The organism is Curtobacterium sp. YC1, assembly GCF_016267665.1.
Lineage (GTDB): Bacteria > Actinomycetota > Actinomycetes > Actinomycetales > Microbacteriaceae > Curtobacterium.
This window is the reverse complement of the sequence record NZ_CP066341.1, coordinates 2,271,218-2,287,908: the sequence shown is the minus strand read 5'-3', so window position 1 is coordinate 2,287,908 and position 16,691 is coordinate 2,271,218. Positions and strand designations below refer to the sequence as shown.

At 71.8% G+C, this 16,691-nt stretch carries 15 protein-coding genes and 1 tRNA gene; 10 read left to right on the top strand and 6 right to left on the bottom strand.

Annotated features, from left to right (window positions below; genetic code table 11):
* Positions 1-153: 153 nt before the first annotated feature.
* On the top strand, positions 154-1,197 hold the full coding sequence (locus I8920_RS10685) for an LLM class flavin-dependent oxidoreductase (RefSeq protein WP_198656334.1): 1,044 nt from the start codon (positions 154-156) through the stop codon (positions 1,195-1,197).
* A 100-nt stretch (positions 1,198-1,297) separates the two neighbouring features.
* Here the strand turns inward: I8920_RS10685 and I8920_RS10680 are convergent, their stop codons facing one another.
* The 5 genes from I8920_RS10680 to I8920_RS10660 all read right to left on the bottom strand — a co-directional run bounded on the left by I8920_RS10680 (position 1,298) and on the right by I8920_RS10660 (position 6,784).
* Entirely contained in the window at positions 1,298-1,915 is a 618-nt protein-coding gene (locus I8920_RS10680; RefSeq protein WP_232832720.1) for a response regulator transcription factor, read from the bottom strand.
* Positions 1,912-2,946 (bottom strand): sensor histidine kinase, encoded by a 1,035-nt coding sequence (locus tag I8920_RS10675; protein WP_198656333.1) that lies wholly within the window; start codon positions 2,944-2,946, stop codon positions 1,912-1,914. The genes I8920_RS10680 and I8920_RS10675 overlap by 4 nt, the downstream gene beginning before the upstream one ends.
* Before the next feature lie 156 nt (positions 2,947-3,102).
* A tRNA-Pro gene (locus I8920_RS10670) sits at positions 3,103-3,176 on the bottom strand.
* Positions 3,177-3,269: 93 nt separating this feature from the next.
* Complete coding sequence (locus I8920_RS10665; protein ID WP_198656332.1) at positions 3,270-4,226, bottom strand: metallophosphoesterase; 957 nt, start codon at positions 4,224-4,226, stop codon at positions 3,270-3,272.
* On the bottom strand, positions 4,223-6,784 hold the full coding sequence (locus tag I8920_RS10660; RefSeq protein ID WP_198656331.1) for a transglycosylase domain-containing protein: 2,562 nt from the start codon (positions 6,782-6,784) through the stop codon (positions 4,223-4,225). Before I8920_RS10660 ends, I8920_RS10665 begins: the two co-directional genes overlap by 4 nt.
* A gap of 50 nt (positions 6,785-6,834) precedes the next feature.
* Between I8920_RS10660 and I8920_RS10655 the strand changes: the two genes are divergently transcribed.
* Positions 6,835-6,993 (top strand): DUF4177 domain-containing protein, encoded by a 159-nt coding sequence (locus I8920_RS10655; protein ID WP_017888699.1) that lies wholly within the window; start codon positions 6,835-6,837, stop codon positions 6,991-6,993.
* Positions 6,990-7,451, top strand: a complete 462-nt coding sequence (locus I8920_RS10650; RefSeq protein WP_198656330.1) for a RidA family protein — start codon at positions 6,990-6,992, stop codon at positions 7,449-7,451. The genes I8920_RS10655 and I8920_RS10650 overlap by 4 nt, the downstream gene beginning before the upstream one ends.
* 79 nt (positions 7,452-7,530) lie before the next feature.
* Here I8920_RS10650 and acs read toward each other — a convergent pair whose 3' ends face one another.
* Positions 7,531-9,483 (bottom strand): acetate--CoA ligase, encoded by a 1,953-nt coding sequence (gene acs, locus I8920_RS10645; RefSeq protein WP_198656329.1) that lies wholly within the window; start codon positions 9,481-9,483, stop codon positions 7,531-7,533.
* A gap of 558 nt (positions 9,484-10,041) precedes the next feature.
* Between acs and I8920_RS10640 the strand changes: the two genes are divergently transcribed.
* The 7 genes from I8920_RS10640 to tmk all read left to right on the top strand — a co-directional run bounded on the left by I8920_RS10640 (position 10,042) and on the right by tmk (position 16,668).
* Positions 10,042-11,121: a CpaF family protein gene (locus tag I8920_RS10640; protein ID WP_442873558.1), complete on the top strand. Its 1,080-nt coding sequence runs from the start codon at positions 10,042-10,044 to the stop codon at positions 11,119-11,121.
* Positions 11,118-12,134: a type II secretion system F family protein gene (locus tag I8920_RS10635; RefSeq protein WP_269802228.1), complete on the top strand. Its 1,017-nt coding sequence runs from the start codon at positions 11,118-11,120 to the stop codon at positions 12,132-12,134. The genes I8920_RS10640 and I8920_RS10635 overlap by 4 nt, the downstream gene beginning before the upstream one ends.
* A gap of 85 nt (positions 12,135-12,219) precedes the next feature.
* Entirely contained in the window at positions 12,220-12,447 is a 228-nt protein-coding gene (locus I8920_RS10630; protein WP_232832718.1) for a DUF4244 domain-containing protein, read from the top strand.
* A 10-nt stretch (positions 12,448-12,457) separates the two neighbouring features.
* Complete coding sequence (locus I8920_RS10625) at positions 12,458-12,760, top strand: TadE family type IV pilus minor pilin (protein WP_198656327.1); 303 nt, start codon at positions 12,458-12,460, stop codon at positions 12,758-12,760.
* Between the two features lies 1 nt (position 12,761).
* Complete coding sequence (locus tag I8920_RS10620) at positions 12,762-13,238, top strand: hypothetical protein (RefSeq protein ID WP_198656326.1); 477 nt, start codon at positions 12,762-12,764, stop codon at positions 13,236-13,238.
* Entirely contained in the window at positions 13,214-16,036 is a 2,823-nt protein-coding gene (gene topA / locus I8920_RS10615; protein ID WP_198656325.1) for a type I DNA topoisomerase, read from the top strand. The genes I8920_RS10620 and topA overlap by 25 nt, the downstream gene beginning before the upstream one ends.
* Entirely contained in the window at positions 16,033-16,668 is a 636-nt protein-coding gene (gene tmk, locus I8920_RS10610) for a dTMP kinase (protein WP_198656324.1), read from the top strand. The genes topA and tmk overlap by 4 nt, the downstream gene beginning before the upstream one ends.
* Positions 16,669-16,691: the final 23 nt, after the last annotated feature.

The following is a 16,691-nucleotide window of genomic DNA, read 5'->3' as shown; positions in this document are numbered from 1 at the left end:
CAGGGCGCGCCACGCCCGTCCGCCGAGTGGTCGCGAAGCGTCGCCCCCGCGGGCGCCCGGCGACCGCCCGGCGACCGCCCGGCGACCGGGCGACGGCACGTCGTGACCGGTCTCCGCTGGAATGTGCGGCGGCACGCACGGGTTGGTGCCCACATGACCGACGACACCCTGCACCTCTCCGTCCTCGACCTGGCGACCCGCGAGTACGGCCAGACCAACACCGAGGCCCTGCAGGGCTCCATCGACATGGCGGTGCGCGCCGAGCAGCTCGGGTACGAGCGCTTCTGGGTCGCCGAGCACCACGGCATGCCCGGCATCACGTCCTCGGCACCCGCCGTGCTGCTGAGCGCCGTCGGCGCGGCCACCTCGACCATCCGCATCGGGTCCGGCGGGGTGATGCTGCCGAACCACGCGCCGCTCGTCGTCGCCGAGCAGTTCGGCACGCTGCGGGCGCTGTACGGCGACCGCGTCGACCTCGGGCTCGGGCGTGCCCCCGGCACGGACGGCGCCACGGCGATGGCCCTGCGTCGCACCGACCGACTGGACGTCGACGACTTCCCGGAGCGCCTGTCCGACCTGATCGGGTTCTTCACCGGCATGGACCCCGCGAACCCGCTGTCGCGCATCCAGGCGGTGCCCGGGTACGGCGACGTGCCCGAGTTCTGGCTGCTCGGGTCCTCCGGCTACAGCGCGCAGGTCGCGGGTGCGCTCGGCGTCTCGTTCGCCTTCGCGCACCACTTCGCGTCCGACAACACCGAGGCGGCGCTCGCGCTGTACCGCGACTCGTTCCGCCCGTCGCGCTTCCGGCAGACGCCGAACGCGCTGATCGGCGTGCAGGTCGTCACCGACGAGGACCCGGCCGTCGTGGACGAGCAGAGCGCCCCGGGCATGATCTCGTTCATCCGGATGCGCCAGGGGGCCAAGCCCGAGCCGGTGTCGATGGACGAGGCACGGGCGTACGAGTTCTCCGACCTCGAGCGTCGGTTCATCGCCGCCCGCACCGAGCGGCAGGCCTACGGCACCGCGGACCAGGTGGCCGACAAGATCAACGCGCTCGTGGCGTCGACGGGGGCGGACGGTGTGATCGTCTCGCCCGGGGCCGCCCAGGCGAGGTACCGGCACCAGGCCCTCGAGGTCGTGGCGCGGCTGCACGGCGAGGGGCGGCTCGTGCCGGCCGGGGCGGCCGCGGCGGTCTAGTCGTTCGCTCGCACGGTCGAGCGTTCGTGCTTGGTGAGCAGGAATGGTCGGGTCGCCGCTGGGCACCCGACCATTCCTGCTCACCCAGTGGGGCGCTGCCTCAGGGGAGCAAGCCCAGGCGCGTCGCAGCGGCGACCGCGCCGACGCGGGAACCGACGTCGAGCTTGCGGAACACGTTGTAGACGTGGCGCTTCACCGTGCCGATCGCGAGCTGCAGGTCGGCGGCGATCTCGGCGTTGCTTCGGGCGGCGGCGATCAGTCGCAGGACCTCGAGTTCGCGGTCGCTCAGCGGTGAGCCCGCGCGGGCCTCGGTCACCAGGTCGACCGGGAAGGTGACGGAGGCGGCGTCGGCGTGGGCTGCGCGCGCGATGCGGTCGACGAGTTCGCGGCTCGGGGTGTCCTTCGTCACGAAGTCGACCGCGCCGGCGTCGAGCAGGGTCCGGCGCAGCACGGCGTCCCGGTGCATGGTGAGCACCACGACCGCGATGTCCGGCCGGGTGCGGCGGACCGTGGCGATCGTCGTGCGTGCGGGTGGTCCGTCGAGTTCGACGTCGAGCAGCAGGACGTCGATCGCGGCGGCCTCGGGGGAGTCGAGCACGTCGGACGGCCGCTCCCCGTGTGCGACCACCCGGACCGTCGGCACCGAACCGAGGATCGTGACGAGCCCCTCGCGGAACAGCCGGTGGTCATCGACGACGGCCACGTGCGTGACGGTCACAGCGTGCCCCTCGGGATCGTCAGCCGGACGGTGGTGCCGGTGTCCGGACCGCTCTCGACGCTCTCGACGTCGAGTCGGGCGCCGATGACCGCGGCTCGCTCGCGCATCGTCTGTCGCCCGAGGCGTCCGTCGGCGTCGGCGCTCGGGTCGAAGCCCGGACCGTCGTCGGAGACGGTCACGACCACCGCAGCGGGCGACCAGTCGAAGTGCACCGACGTCGTCGATCCGGGAGCGTGCTTGCTGCGGTTCGTCAGCGCCTCGAGCAGGATCGTCAGGGCTTCCTCGGCCTGCCAGTTCGGCAGCGGAGCGGGCGTGCCCGTCGACCCGACCGACAGCCGGTCGTCGTCGGGGAACAGGTCCCGCACGTGCCGACGGAGCGCGTCGTCGAGCAGTGCGTCCCCGACCCGGGCGTGCAGGCTGACCGCCAGGTCCTGTACGTCGCCGAGGGCTCGGCGCAGCAGCCGTGCGGCGTCGTCCAGCTGGTCGGCTCGTTCGTCCGCCGGCGGGTCCGTCAACAGGACGAGGTCGAGGCGTTGCAACCCGGCGAGGATGCCGTGTGCCACGCGGTCGTGCAGGTCCCGCGCGATCTGCGTACGGGAGTCCAGGTGCGCCGTCGTGACGCGCTGGCGCAGTGCCTCGGTGTAGGCGACCGCCCCGGCGGGGAACCGGCTCCAGATGCCGGCGTGCAGGGCCCGGGTGGCGCGCAGGACCTCGACGGTGGACGTCGCACCGACCTCGTCGACGAAGACCGGCAGGTAGGCGTCGAACAGCATCTCGGCGGCGAGCATGGCACCCGCCGGGTGTTGGGCGTGCTCGGCGTGCAGGCTCCCGGTCGCCAGGTGTTCGGGGTCGAGGAACGCGTGGCTCACGACGCTGCCGTCGGTGCCCGCCGCGTACCGCTCGTGGGCCTCGGCGATCATCGACGTCACGTTGTCGACCAGGTTCTGCGTCAGGACCGGGTCGTCCGCGACGTCGGGGAACTCCGCGGCGATCGTGGTGAGCACGGCGGCGAGGGGATGGTCGTTCTGCATGGCGCTTGCGAGCGTAGCGGGAGGGCGTGCTCGCGGTGGGGGAGGAGGTCGCGCATGGGTCGTGCGACCCATCCGACGGTCGAAGCGCGCCGGGGCAAAGAAGAAGGCCCTGGTTCCGGAGAACCAGGGCCTTCTTCGTACTGTCTCAACACAGTGTCGGGGTGACAGGATTTGAACCTGCGACCTCCTCGTCCCGAACGAGGCGCGCTACCAAGCTGCGCCACACCCCGCGGTGTGGTCACTCCGTGTCGGAGCAACCCCAGAAGTCTATCCGATGTTCGGGGATGCTCACGACCATCGGGTGAACTCCCGGGCGCGTCGGATCAGGAGGTCCGTGCAGTCAGGGTGACGACGACGGCCTCGGGACGGCACGCGAACCGGACCGGGGCGTAGATCGACGTGCCGAGACCGGCCGAGACCTCGAGCCACGACCAGTGGTTGCGGTGCTCCCACTTGTGCAGCCCGCTGGCGAACCGGCGGGGGAGGTCGCTGTTCGTGAGCAGTGCACCGACCCCGGGCACCGCGACCTGGCCGCCGTGCGTGTGTCCCGCGAAGATGACGTCGGCACCCTGCGTGACGAAGGCGTCGAGCACCCGCCGGTAGGGCGCGTGCGTGACCGCGATCGACACCGGGGCGGGGCCGTCCTCGTCGTCGGACCAGGACACGTCGCTGCGCATCTCGTCGACGTTCGTCGGCAGCAGGTCGAGCCGGTCCCAGTCGCGGTGGGCGTCCGACGTGCCGAACAACTCGAAGCGCGAGCCGCGCAGTTCGACGGCGTGCGCCTTGTCGTTCAGGTCGAGCCAGCCGAGGGACTCGAAGAACGCCGTCTGGCGGTCGATGTCGAGTTCCACGGGTGTGGCGGTGGCGTGCGTGCTGCTCGGGCCCGAGAAGTACCGCAGCGGGTTGCGGGGGGAAGGGCCGAAGAAGTCGTTCGACCCGTAGGCGAAGACGCCGGGCACCCCGCGGAACGGCTCGAGCGCGTACTCGACGGCGGCGTTGGCCGTGGCGTGGCCGAGGTTGTCGCCGGTGTTCACGACGAAGTCGGGCTCGACCAGGCTGAGGTCGCGGATCCACTGCTGCTTGTCGGCCTGCCACGGGGCCATGTGGATGTCCGACAGGTGCAGGACCGTGACGTCGCGCGACCCCGGCGGGAGGACCGGGATGGTCTCCCACCGGATCCCGAAGCGACGGCGCTCGACGAGCGAGCCCCAGGCCGCCGAAGCTGCACCGACGGCCGCGCCCGCTGCGAGGACCCCCAGCGCGGCGCGACCGCGTGTCACTTGCAGTCCTTCGGCGCCTTGCCGTTCTTGTCGCCGTAGAGCTGGACGCGGAGTTCGGCGTCCTTGGCCACGTCGGTGTTGGCGGCCGGCTCGACGGCCGCGACCTTGCAGGTCTTGCCGCCGCCGCCCTTCGCGTAGTCCTCGGTGAGGCTGACGTTGGTGAAGCCGGCGTCGTTCAGTGCCGAGCGGGCGCTGCCGACGGACGCACCGCCGATGTCGGGGACCGTCGCCTGGCTGCCGTCCGACGTGTAGACCGTGACGCTCGCGCCGCTGGAGAGCAGCGCGCCGGCGGCCGGGGAGGTCGTCGAGACACGGCCGGGCTCGCCGGTGCCCGGGCGAACTCCGCCGTCGACGTAGGTGAAGCCGGCGCCGGAGATCGCCGAGCGTGCCTCGTCGGCGGTCTTGCCCTGCAGGTTCGGCAGCGACTTGGCGTTGCCACGGATGGACGACTGCTGCGGATCGGTGAACGGGCCCGCCGGGTAGAGGGCGTTGATCGGGGTCATGGCCTGACGCCAGACGTCAGCGCGAGCGCCGGCGTAGGTGTTGCTCACGCCGTTGCTGAAGTGGCGGAGGTTGATCTTCCGGCCGTCGGTGTTGCCCTGCCAGTAGGCGGTGGCGACACGCGAGCTCGCGCCGACGAGCCAGATCTGGTCGGCCTCGTCGGTGGTACCCGTCTTCGCGAAGAGCTGCGTACCGTCGGGGGTCTGCGCGCCCTGGGCAGTACCGCTCCTGATCGTGCCCTTCATGGCGTAGACCGCGGCCTGCGCGAAGGCCGGGTCGACGGCCTGCTTGCAGTCCTTCGTCTGGCCGCCGAGCTTCTTGCCCGACGGCGAGGTGATCTGGTCGATCGCGATCGGCTTGCAGTACACACCGTTGTTCGCGACCGCGGCGTAGGCGGAGGCCATCGTCATCGGCGCGATCTCGTTGGTACCGAGGATCGCGGACGGGTTCATGTACTGGAGCTCGTCGCCGTCCGCACGGTGGACGCCGAGCGACTTCGCGACGTCGCGGATGTCGCAGAGGTCGAGCTTCTGCGCCATCGAGGCGAACGCGCCGTTGATGGAACCAGCGGTGGCACCCATGACGCTCCAATTGCCGCCCTCACCCGGAGCATCGTTCGACACCGGGAACGCGGTGTAGTCCGTCTGGCCGCAGATGGTCCACGGCGAGACCGTTCGCTCCGCTCCACTGACGGTCTCGTTCAGGCCGTGCCCCTGCTTCACCCAGTCGAGCAGGGTGAAGAGCTTGTACGTGGAGCCCGTCTGGAAGCCCTTCGAGCTCCCGTACTTCTCGTCCACGCTGTAGTTCAGCGACGTCGACGTGGGGGCGGACTTCAGCGATTCGTCGAAGTCCTTGTTCTGCGCCATCGTGATGATGCGCCCCGACCCGGCCTCGATGGAGTTGAGGGTCGCGCCGAGCGCCATGTTCGTCTCGGCCTTGTTGTCGTACGTGTTCAACAGACGCTTCTGCTCGGCGTTCAGGTCGATGTTCAGCGACGTCTGGATCTTGTAGCCGCCGTTCCGCCACGCGGTGTCACGCGCCTTCTGCGACGAGCCGAGCTGCGGCATCTCGAGCACGACCTTCTTGGCGTAGTCGCAGAAGAACTGCGAACCGTCGCCGACCGATGCCCGGCAGCCCTGCGACGGCTGCGTCAGGTGCACGTAGTCCGCCGGCTTCGACTGGCGCGCCGTGCGGTACTCCTCCTCGGTCAGGTTCTTCTGCGCGTACATCGAGCGCAGGACCACGTTGCGTCGGGCCACGTTCGCGTCGTACTTCTTCGGGCTCGACAGGTTGCGCGCCTCGGGGTACTGCACGATCGCGATGAGCGACGCGGCCTCGGCCGGGGTCAGGTCGGTCGCGCTCTTGTTGTAGTAGTGCTGCGCGGCGGCCTGCACGCCGTAGGTCTGGTCGCCGAAGTAGGCGATGTTCAGGTAGGCGGTGAGGATCTCCTTCTTGGAGTACTTCTTCGCCAGCCCGATCGCGAGCTTCATCTCCTCGAGCTTGCGGGGGATGGTCTGCTCCACGGCCTCGTTGTAGGCCTTGACCTGCTCCTTCTTCGTGGGGAGCTCGAGGGCCTGCTGCATCTTGATGTTGCGGACGAGCTGCATGGTCAGGGTCGACCCACCGCCCGACTCGCCGAGCCCGCCGGCGATGCTGCCGACACCCGCGCGGATGAGCGAGGTCATGTCGACGCCGCCGTGGTCGTAGAAGCGCTTGTCCTCGCCGTCGATCGCCGCGTTCTTCAGCTGGTCGCTGATCTGGTCGAACTTCAGCTCCTGGCGGTTCTGGTCGTACAGCGTGGCGAAGTGCACCGACTTGCCGCCCGAGTACGCGTACATCTCGTTGCGCTGCGGCAGGTCACCGATCTCGATGTACTCCGGCAGCGACTCGAACACACCGATCGTGGACGTCGTCGTCACGCCGGCGACCGCGATCGCGGGGGTGACACCGATCGTCACGAGCAGGCCGGCGAGGGCACTGAACCCGACGAATCCGATGAAGGCGCCGACTGCTGAGACGGGCTTGGTCCGCGATGCAGACGTCTTCTGGGCAGACATAGGATGCAGCCTAAACGACACCCACGACTGAAAGGCTGGCAAGGAACCGCATGACTCGCTGGGAGTACTTCACCACGCCCCTGATGATCCACAACACCACCGCGATCCTCAACAACTACGGGGACGAGGGCTGGGAGCTGGTCCAGATCGTCACCGGTCCCGAGGGCGGCCTCGTCGCCTACCTGAAGCGCCCCAAGGCCGACGCATGAGCATCGCCGACCGGCTCGCCGAGCTCGGGTTGACGCTCCCGCCGGTCGCCGCGCCCGTCGCCGCCTACGTCCCGGCAGTCGTCACCGGCCAGTACGTCTACACGGCGGGCCAGTTGCCGTTCGTCGACGGCGCGCTGCCCGTCACCGGCAAGGTCGGGGCGTCGGTCGACGCCGAGACCGCCACCGCCCAGGCGCGCGTGGCCGCGCTGAACGCCCTGGCCGCCGTGCAGTCGGTCGCCGGCTCGCTCGATCGCGTGGCCCGTGTCGTGAAGGTCACGGTGTTCGTGGCGTCGGACCCGTCCTTCACGGGCCAGCCCGGTGTCGCGAACGGCGCGTCGACCCTGGTCGGCGAGGTCTTCGGTGACGCCGGCGTCCACGCGCGCAGCGCGGTGGGCGTCGCGGTGCTCCCGCTGGACGCACCGGTCGAGGTCGAGCTGGTGGTTGAGCTCACCGCCTGACGGACCGTCAGCTGCACACGTCACGCGAGCCGCGCCTCCCGTCCGACCCGGTCGGGAGGCGCGGCTCGCGTCGTTCCCGCTACATGAGATCCGCGATGGTCGCCATGATCGTCGGGTCGGCGAGCGTGGTCGTGTCGCCGATGCGGCGGCCCTCCGCCGCGTCGCGGAGCAGACGGCGCATGATCTTGCCGGAGCGCGTCTTCGGCAGCTCGGGCACGATGACGACCTGCCGGGGCTTCGCGATCGCGCCGATCCGCTTGCCGACCCAGTTCCGGAGCTCCGCGGCGACGGCCTGACGGTCGACGTCCGCAGCGGCCTCGGCGGTCAGGATCACGTACGCGACGACAGCCTGGCCCGTGGTCTCGTCGGCGGCGCCCACGACGGCCGCCTCGGCGACGCCCTCGTGCCCGACCAGGGCGGACTCGATCTCCGCGGTCGACAGCCGGTGACCGGAGACGTTCATGACGTCGTCGACGCGGCCCTGGATCCAGATGTCGCCCTGGCCGTCGAGCCGAGCGCCGTCGCCCGCGAAGTAGCGGCCCGGGAACCGTGACCAGTACGTCTCGACGAAGCGGTCGGGGTCGTTCCAGATGCCGCGCGCCATCGACGGCCAGGGCTCGGTGATCGTGAGGTAGCCGCTCTCGCCCGGGTCGGCGCGGTTGCCGTCGTCGTCGACGATCTCGGCGACGATGCCGGGCAGCGGTGTCTGCGCAGCGCCGGGCTTGAGCTTCGTGACGCCGGGCAGCGCGGAGATCATGATCGCGCCGGTCTCCGTCTGCCACCAGGTGTCGACGATCGGGGTGCGGTCGTGGCCGATGACCTGCCGGTACCACTGCCACGCCTCGGGGTTGATCGGTTCACCGACGCTGCCGAGCAGGCGGAGGGTCTGCAGGCTGCGCGCCTCGGGGATCTGTCGGCCGGCCTTCATCGCGGCGCGCACCGCGGTGGGCGCCGTGTACAGGACGGTGACGCCGTAGGAGTCGACGATGTCCCACCAGCGCCCCGGCTGCGGCTCGTCCGGGGTGCCCTCGTAGAGCACCTGGGTGACGCCGTTCGCGAGGGGCCCGTACACGACGTAGGAGTGCCCGGTGATCCAGCCGATGTCGGCGGTGCACCAGTAGACGTCCTTCTCGGGGTGCATGTCGAACACGTTCTTGTGCGTGTACGCCGCCTGGGTCAGGTACCCACCGGAGGTGTGCACGATGCCCTTCGGCTTCCCCGTCGTGCCCGAGGTGTACAGGATGAACAGCGGGGTCTCGGCGGGGAAGGCCCGGGCCACGTGCTCGGGCGCGGCCTTCGCCAGCTCGTCGTGCCACCACAGGTCGCGGTCGTTCCAGGTGATCTCGTTGCCGCCGCGCTTGACGACCAGCACGTGCTCGACGCTGTCCGTGCCGTCGCCGGTCAGGGCTTCGTCGACGGCGGGCTTGAGCGCGGACACGGCACCGCGACGCCAGCCGCCGTCGGCGGTGACGACCAGCTTGGCGCCGGCGTCCTCGATGCGGGCGCGGAGGCTCTCGGCGCTGAACCCACCGAACACGACGGAGTGCACGGCGCCGATGCGGGCCACGGCCAGCATCGTGACGACGGCCTCGGGGATGAGCGGCAGGTAGACCACGACACGGTCGCCCTGTCCGACGCCCAGGTCGGTGAGCATGTTCGCGGCGCGCTGCACCTCGGCGGTGAGCTCGGCGTAGGTGATGCGGCGGGTGTCGCCCGGTGCTCCCTCGAAGTGGATCGCGACCCGGTCGCCGTTGCCCGCGCGGACGTGCCGGTCGAGGCAGTTCTCGGCGACGTTGAGGGTGCCGTCGGCGAACCACTTCGCGAACGGGGCACCCGACCAGTCGAGGGTCTGCGTGAAGGGCGTGCGCCAGTCGACGAGGTCCCGCGCCTGCCCGGCCCAGAACGCCTCGCGGTCGGCCGTCGCGGCGTGGTGGAGGTCCTCGCCGGCGATCGCGTCGGCCACGAACTCGGGCGGCGGCGCGAAGGTCGCTCCGTCGTCGCCACGGGAGTCGGTCTGGGTCGGAGTGGACATCGATGTCCTTTCGCGTCGTTGCGGCGGGGTGCACCGGGATGCTACCCCTCACCCCACCGGGCGGTGGCACGGCGGCACGCCCGGCGGTCGTGTCCGGGGTTGCCCCGGGAGGCCGATCATGGGGTACAGTAGATCCCGCTGGACTCGTTTCCGGCGGCATCGAATCGGATTCCCCCCAATCCCTCGATGTCAAGGCGGCACCTGTTCCCCCCAACCGGTGCCGCCTCTTCTGTTTCCCGGGGTCTGATGCGAGTGATCGTCGCTGTTCGGACTCCGATGACGCGCTACGATCCGCGCGGGTATGCGGTCGTCGTGGACAGAACGGTCCATGACGAGGGATGAACTCGGTTGCGCGAGCGTGGCGCGCTGAACCCTTCTTCCGCGGCTCCGGGATGCTCGATCCGCCGCGCTCGGTCGTGCCTGGTGTCGCGTCACCGACCGGGGTACGGCTTTCCGTTTCGGGGTACACATCGGACCGTTGGTGCTGGCTGGAGGGAGTTGTCCACCGCGCATGTGTGGGGCGGCTGGTGGGATCCCGTTCGTCCGTACGGTCGGCGTGTGCCCCTGCATCGCGCCCCGCCGAACCCGCCATCCCCGCCGTCCCGATCCGGTCCGCCGTCGACTCCGCCGGGGCCGGCGCACGCGGCCCACGACGCCAGCGGACCCTTCCTGCCCGGTGCGGTGCCCTCGCGGCGTCGACGCACCGACCGCCTGGTCGAGTTCGAGGAGCTCGCCGCACTCGTCGCGGACGCCTCCGTCACCGACGTGCTCGTGGTCGGTGGGGTCGGGACCTGGGTGGACCGGGGTGCCGGGCTCGTGGCGGTCCGGCCGCGGCTGACCGAGGGGCGCGTCCGCGAACTCGCGACCCGCCTGGTCGCGCTCGGCGGCCGACACGTCGACGAGACCACACCGTGTGCCGACGTCCGACACGGCGACGGGGTGCGGGTGCACGTGGTGCTCGCCCCGGTCTCCGTCGCCGGCACGGCCCTGTCGATCCGACTGCCCCAGGTGCACCGCCCCACCCTCGCCGCCCTGGAACGGTCCGGGACGTTCTCGACGGTGTCGCGTGCGGTGGTCAAGGACGCCGTCGACCGTCGCCGCAACGTCCTGGTGACGGGGGCGACCGGCAGCGGCAAGACGACACTGCTCGCGGCGATGCTCGGGGCGGTGCCGACCCACGAGCGCATCGTGACCGTCGAGGACGTCGCCGAGCTCCGCATCGCCCACCCGCACGTCGTCGCGCTCGAGGCACGGCAGGCGAACGCGGAGGGCGCCGGTGCGCTCGGGCTCGACCGGCTCGTGCGCGAGGCGCTGCGCATGCGTCCCGACCGGATCGTCGTGGGGGAGTGCCGCGGGGCCGAGGTGCGGGAGCTCGTGTCGGCGCTGAACACCGGTCACGACGGCGGCGCGGGGACGGTGCACGCCAACGGCATCGCAGACGTGGCGGCACGGCTCGAGGCGCTCGGTGCGTTGGCCGGACTCGGGGCCGAGGCACTCGCGCGCCAGGCGGTCAGCGCGTTCGACCTGGTCCTGCACGTGGAGCGACGGCAGGGCGGGCGTGTGCTCGGCGGCGTGGGCACGCTGCGCGTGGGGGCGGACGGGAGGCTCGAGGTGCGTCCGGCGGGCGGGCGCGGGTGAGCGGCGGGGAGCGTCGGGCTAAGGCTGGGGCTCGGGCTCGGGCTCGGGCTCGGGGGAGCGGCGTGGGCCGGGTGCGTGGTGCGGTGCGCGCGTCCCGCGCGTCGGGTGCGCCCCGCGCGCCCCGCGCACCGGTTGCGCCTCGCGCGGCCGCCGCGGGACGTCGGCCCCGCTCAGCTGCATCGGGGCCCTCGGGGCCCTCTGGTGCGTCGGTCGTCGCGGGGGCGCTCGATCGGGTCGCGACCCTGGTCGCGGCCGGCGTGCCGCCACCGCGGGCCTGGCAGCTCGTCGGGGGCCTCCCGACGCACGGCGGTCCCGCCGAGCGGGACATCGCCGTCGTGCTGCGGGTCGCCGACCGCACCGGAGCGCCGGTGGCCGACACGCTCCGCGCGCTCGCCGGGGCGCTGCGCCGCACGGCGGCGTCCGACCGCGCGGTCCGCGTCGCGCTCGCCGGACCGCGGACGAGCGCGCGGGTCGTGCTCGCCCTGCCGCTCTTCGGCCTCGGGCTCGGGGCGGCCTGGGGCGCAGGAGCGATCGAGGTGCTCGTCGGCTCACCGGCCGGCTGGGCGTGCACGGCGCTCGCCGCAGTGCTGGTCACGGTCGGCCGGAGCTGGACGGCACGACTGGTGCGGTCTGCCACCCCCGACGGCCACGTGCCCGGCGTGCTCCTCGACGCGTGGGCTGTCGCCGTCGCCGGAGGGGGATCGTGGACGACCGCGGGCGCGGCCGTCGCCGAGGCGTCCGGCGGTGCCGCACCGCCACCCGGGGAGGCCGCCCGGCTCCACGACGTCCTCGACCTGGCCCGCCGCGCCGGCGTCCCCGCCGCCGGGCTGCTCCGACGCGCCGCCGAGGACGTGCGGGACGAGGCAGCCGCCGACGGGCTGGCCGCCGCCGAGCGGCTCGCCGTCCGACTGGTGCTGCCGCTCGGGGTGTGCGTGCTGCCGGCCTTCGTCCTGGTGGGGGTGGTGCCCGTCGTGGTGGGCGTCCTGTCCTCCACCACGGTGGGCACCGGGTGACCTCTCCACAGAACGCCCACGGCGCACGCGGCCGACCCGGTACCCCGGACAGGCTGGTCGCACCGCAACAGGAAGGACGGAACCCATGAACAGCACACCGGACCGCACCCACCCCGCACCGAGCAGCCGGCGCGACGGCTGGAGCGCCCGCTGGCGGTCACGCATGCGGGACGAGCAGGGATCGGCGACGGCCGAGTACGCCGTCGTCATCCTCGCCGCCGTCGCCTTCGCCGGGGTCCTCGTCGCCGTGATGCGCTCCGGCGAGGTGCAGACCATCCTGACCGACCTCGTCCGTGGCGCCCTCTCGTCGTGAACGCGGCTCCGTGACCGTCGAGTTCGCCGTCGCGCTCCCCGTGGTGGCCGTCGTGCTCACCACGCTCGTCGCGGCGGTGCTCGTCGTCGACGGGCAGGGGCGGCTCACGACGGCGGCGGCGACCGCGGCCCGGGCGGTCGGACGCGGGGACGACACCGGACTCGCCGTGGCCTCCCGGATCGCGCCCGGCGCCACGCTCGGCGTCCGCCGCGAGAGCGGGTTGGTCTGCGTCGACGCCGCTCGCACGGGTGCCGGTCCGTTCGCGGCGCTGACGCTCCGCGCCACCGGCTGTGCGGCCGCCGGGGGAGGGTGACGTGGCACGCGGCGGCGAGGACGGTTCGGCGACCGTCCTGCTCGCGGCGGTGCTCGGGGTGGCGGTCCTGCTCGCCTCGACGGCGCTCGCCGCTGCCGGGCACCGCGTCCTCGCGGAGCGGGCAGCAGCCGCGGCGGACGCAGCGGCGACGGGGGCGGCGGCCACCGCCATCGGGCTCGTCCCCGGCGCGCCGTGCGCCGTCGCGTCCCGTGTCGCCGGCGCGAACGGAGCGACCCTCGACGCCTGCGACGTCGCCGCGACGACCGCCCGCGTGCGCGTCCGGATCGGCAGCGGTCCGTTCGCACCCAGCGCGGTCGCGGTGGCCGGTCCGGCGGGCGACCCGTCCGAACACTATGTGTATGGTGTGCCTGTCGGCCCGCGGTCACCGATGTCACGGTCGACCCGGACACGTTCGTGGACAGGGCCGACCAGCACCATCGATCAAGGAGACACGTGCCAGGCACGAAGAAGCTCGTGATCGTCGAGAGCCCTGCGAAGGCGAAGACGATCGCGCAATACCTCGGTGACGGATACGACGTCCAGGCCTCGGTCGGACACATCCGCGACCTCGTCGAGCCCAAGAACCTCCCGGCCGAGCTCAAGAAGGGCTCGCTCGGCAAGTTCTCGGTGGACGTCGACAACGGCTTCGAGCCGTACTACGTCGTGTCCGACGCCAAGAAGAAGACGGTCTCCGAACTCAAGCGTGCCCTGAAGGACGCCGACGAGCTCTACCTCGCAACAGATGAAGACCGCGAGGGTGAGGCCATCGCGTGGCACCTCCTGCAGGTCCTCAAGCCGAAGGTCCCCGTCAAGCGGATGGTCTTCCACGAGATCACCAAGGAGGCGATCCAGCGCGCGCAGGAGGCGACCCGCGAGCTCGACACCTCCCTCGTCGACGCGCAGGAGACCCGCCGCATCCTCGACCGCCTGTACGGGTACGAGGTCTCACCGGTGCTGTGGCGCAAGGTCGCCCCGGGCCTGTCCGCCGGCCGCGTGCAGTCCGCGGCGACGCGTCTGGTCGTCGACCGCGAGCGCGAGCGTCTGGCCTTCGTCTCCGCCAACTACTGGGACCTCTCCGCCCGGTTCGAGAAGGCCGGCGAGTCCTCCTTCTCCGCCCGGCTCGCGCGGATCCACGGCACCCGGGTCGCGTCCGGCCGTGACTTCGACGACCGCGGCACGCTCAGCGGTGACGTCGTCCGTCTCGACGAGGCCGCAGCGGCGTCGCTGACGACCGTCCTCGAGCGCGCCGGCGACGCCACGGTCCGCAGCGTCGACTCGAAGCCGTACACGCGTCGCCCGGCGGCGCCGTTCACCACCTCGACCCTCCAGCAGGAGGCGGCGCGCAAGCTCCGGCTGTCGCCGCGGCAGACCGCCCGTGCCGCGCAGACCCTGTACGAGAACGGCTACATCACCTACATCCGTACCGACTCCGTCTCGCTCTCGAAGCAGGCGATCGACGCGGCGCGCAAGCAGGCGGCCGACCTGTACGGTGCGGCGACGGTGCCGGACAAGCCCCGGCTGTACGCCAGCAAGAGCAAGAACGCGCAGGAGGCACACGAGGCCATCCGCCCCGCCGGTGACTCGTTCCGCACCCCGCAGGACCTGCAGGGCACCCTGACCGGTGTCGAGTGGCGCCTGTACGACCTCATCTGGAAGCGCACCATCGCGTCGCAGATGGCGGACGCCAAGGGATCGACCGCGTCGATCGTGCTCGGCATCGCGTCGACCGAGTCGGTGGAGGGCATCGCCTCGACCGCGAACGGCACGGACGCCGAGTTCACCGCCTCCGGCACGGTCATCACGTTCCGTGGCTTCCTCAGCGCGTACGAAGAGGGCCGTGACGAGGACCGCCACGAGTCCTCCGAGCGTGCGGGCCAGGACGTCGCCCTGCCGAACGTGTCCGAGGGCGAGCACCTCGCCGTGACGGACGTCGAGGCGAAGGGCCACGACACCACGCCGCCGCCGCGCTTCACCGAGGCCAGCCTGATCAAGACGCTGGAAGAGCTGGGGATCGGGCGCCCGTCGACCTACCCCACCATCAGCCCGACGATCATCGACCGTGGCTACGTGTCGCTCCGCGGCACCCAGCTCGTGCCGAACTGGATCGCGTTCAGCGTGGTGCGTCTGCTCGAGGAGTACTTCGGCGAGCTGGTGGAGTACGACTTCACCGCTGAGATGGAAGAGGACCTCGACCGCATCGCGCGCGGTGACGCAGACCGAGTCGACTGGTTGAAGGGCTTCTACTTCGGTGGCGGCGACGACGACCAGCGCGGCCTCCGGACGGTCATCGACAACCTCGGTGAGATCGACGCGCGTGAGATCAACTCGGTCGAACTCGCGCCGGGCCTCACCCTGCGGATCGGTCGCTACGGCCCCTACATCGAGGTGCCGAGCGACGACCCGGAGAAGCCCCGTCGGGTCAACGTGCCCGAGGACCTGGCCCCCGACGAGCTCACCGTGGACAAGGCGAAGGAACTCGTCGACGCCCCTGTGCTCGGCGACCGCGTCGTCGGTGTGAACCCGGAGACCGGCAAGGAGGTCCTGGCGAAGGACGGCCGCTTCGGTCCCTACGTCACGGAGCGCACGCCCGAACCCGAGCCGACGGTGGACCCGAAGACCGGCGAGGTCATCGAGGCGGCCCCCGCGGCAGCGGAGACGACCGACGCCTCTGCCACGGCCGAGGCCGCCGCGGGCACGACCGCCACGGCGGGGAAGGCTCCGGCGAAGAAGGCTCCGGCGAAGAAGACGACCAAGAAGGCCGCCGCTCCGAAGGAACGCACCGCGTCGCTCTTCAAGTCGATGGACCCGCAGACCGTCGACCTCGAGACCGCGCTCAAGCTCCTCGACCTGCCGCGCGTCGTCGGGCAGGACCCGGAAACGGGCAACGACATCACCGCGCAGAACGGCCGGTACGGTCCGTACCTGAAGAAGGGGACGGACACCCGGACGCTCCCCAGCGAGGACGCGATCTTCGACATCGACCTGCCGGGCGCGCTCGAGCTCTTCGCACAGCCGAAGTACGGCGGCAACCGGACCGCCAGCGCCGCGCTCAAGGAGTTCGACGCCGACCCGGTCTCCGGCAAGCCGATCAAGATGAAGGACGGCCGGTTCGGCCCCTACGTCACCGACGGCGAGACGAACGCGACGATCCCGCGGGGCGAGGACGTCGAGGCGGTCGACCACGCGCGTGCCGTGCAGCTGATCGCGGACAAGCGGGCCAAGGGGCCGGTCAAGAAGAAGACCCCGGCCCGCCGGACGGCGGCCAAGAAGAAGTGACCGGGCGGTTCATCACGCTCGAGGGCGGCGACGGCGCGGGCAAGACGACCCAGGCGGAACTGCTCTCGGCGTGGCTCGTCGGACACGGTCGCACCGTCCTGCGGACCCGTGAACCCGGCGGCACCGACCTGGGGGTCCGCATCCGCGAGATGGTGCTGCACGAGCGCGGCCACGTGGCGCCCCGTGCCGAGGCGCTGCTCTACGCGGCGGACCGCGCGCAGCACGTCGAGACGGTCGTCCGGCCGGCGCTCGCGCGTGACGAGGTCGTCCTGCAGGACCGCTACATCGACTCCTCGGTCGCGTACCAGGGCGTCGGCCGCGGCCTCGGTGCCGACCAGATCCGCTCGGTGTCGACCTGGGCGGCCGACGGTCTGGCCCCGGACCTGACGATCCTGCTCGACCTCGACGTCACGGTCGGGCGTGCGCGGGTGGCCGCTGCCCGAGGCGACACCTTCGACCGGCTGGAGTCCGAGGCCGGGGCGTTCCACCAGTCGGTGCGCGATGCGTTCCGCGCCATGGCCGACGCCGAGCCCGGGCGCTTCCTGGTGGTCGACGCCGCCGAGTCCACCGACGAGGTCCAGCGCCGCATCCGTGCCGCGGTCGCACCGCTCGTCGAGGTCGACCCCGCATGACGGTGGTCGCTGCGAGGATGGTC

Excerpts from the sequence above, each read along its gene's own strand:
- I8920_RS10655 (WP_017888699.1), top strand. The coding sequence starts at position 6,835 with ATGACTCGCTGGGAGTACTTCACCACGCCCCTGATGATCCACAACACC.
- I8920_RS10685 (WP_198656334.1), top strand. The coding sequence starts at position 154 with ATGACCGACGACACCCTGCACCTCTCCGTCCTCGACCTGGCGACCCGC.
- acs (WP_198656329.1), bottom strand. The coding sequence starts at position 9,483 with ATGTCCACTCCGACCCAGACCGACTCCCGTGGCGACGACGGAGCGACC.
- I8920_RS10675 (WP_198656333.1), bottom strand. The coding sequence starts at position 2,946 with ATGCAGAACGACCATCCCCTCGCCGCCGTGCTCACCACGATCGCCGCG.
- I8920_RS10650 (WP_198656330.1), top strand. The coding sequence starts at position 6,990 with ATGAGCATCGCCGACCGGCTCGCCGAGCTCGGGTTGACGCTCCCGCCG.
- I8920_RS10660 (WP_198656331.1), bottom strand. The coding sequence starts at position 6,784 with ATGTCTGCCCAGAAGACGTCTGCATCGCGGACCAAGCCCGTCTCAGCA.
- I8920_RS10630 (WP_232832718.1), top strand. The coding sequence starts at position 12,220 with ATGAACAGCACACCGGACCGCACCCACCCCGCACCGAGCAGCCGGCGC.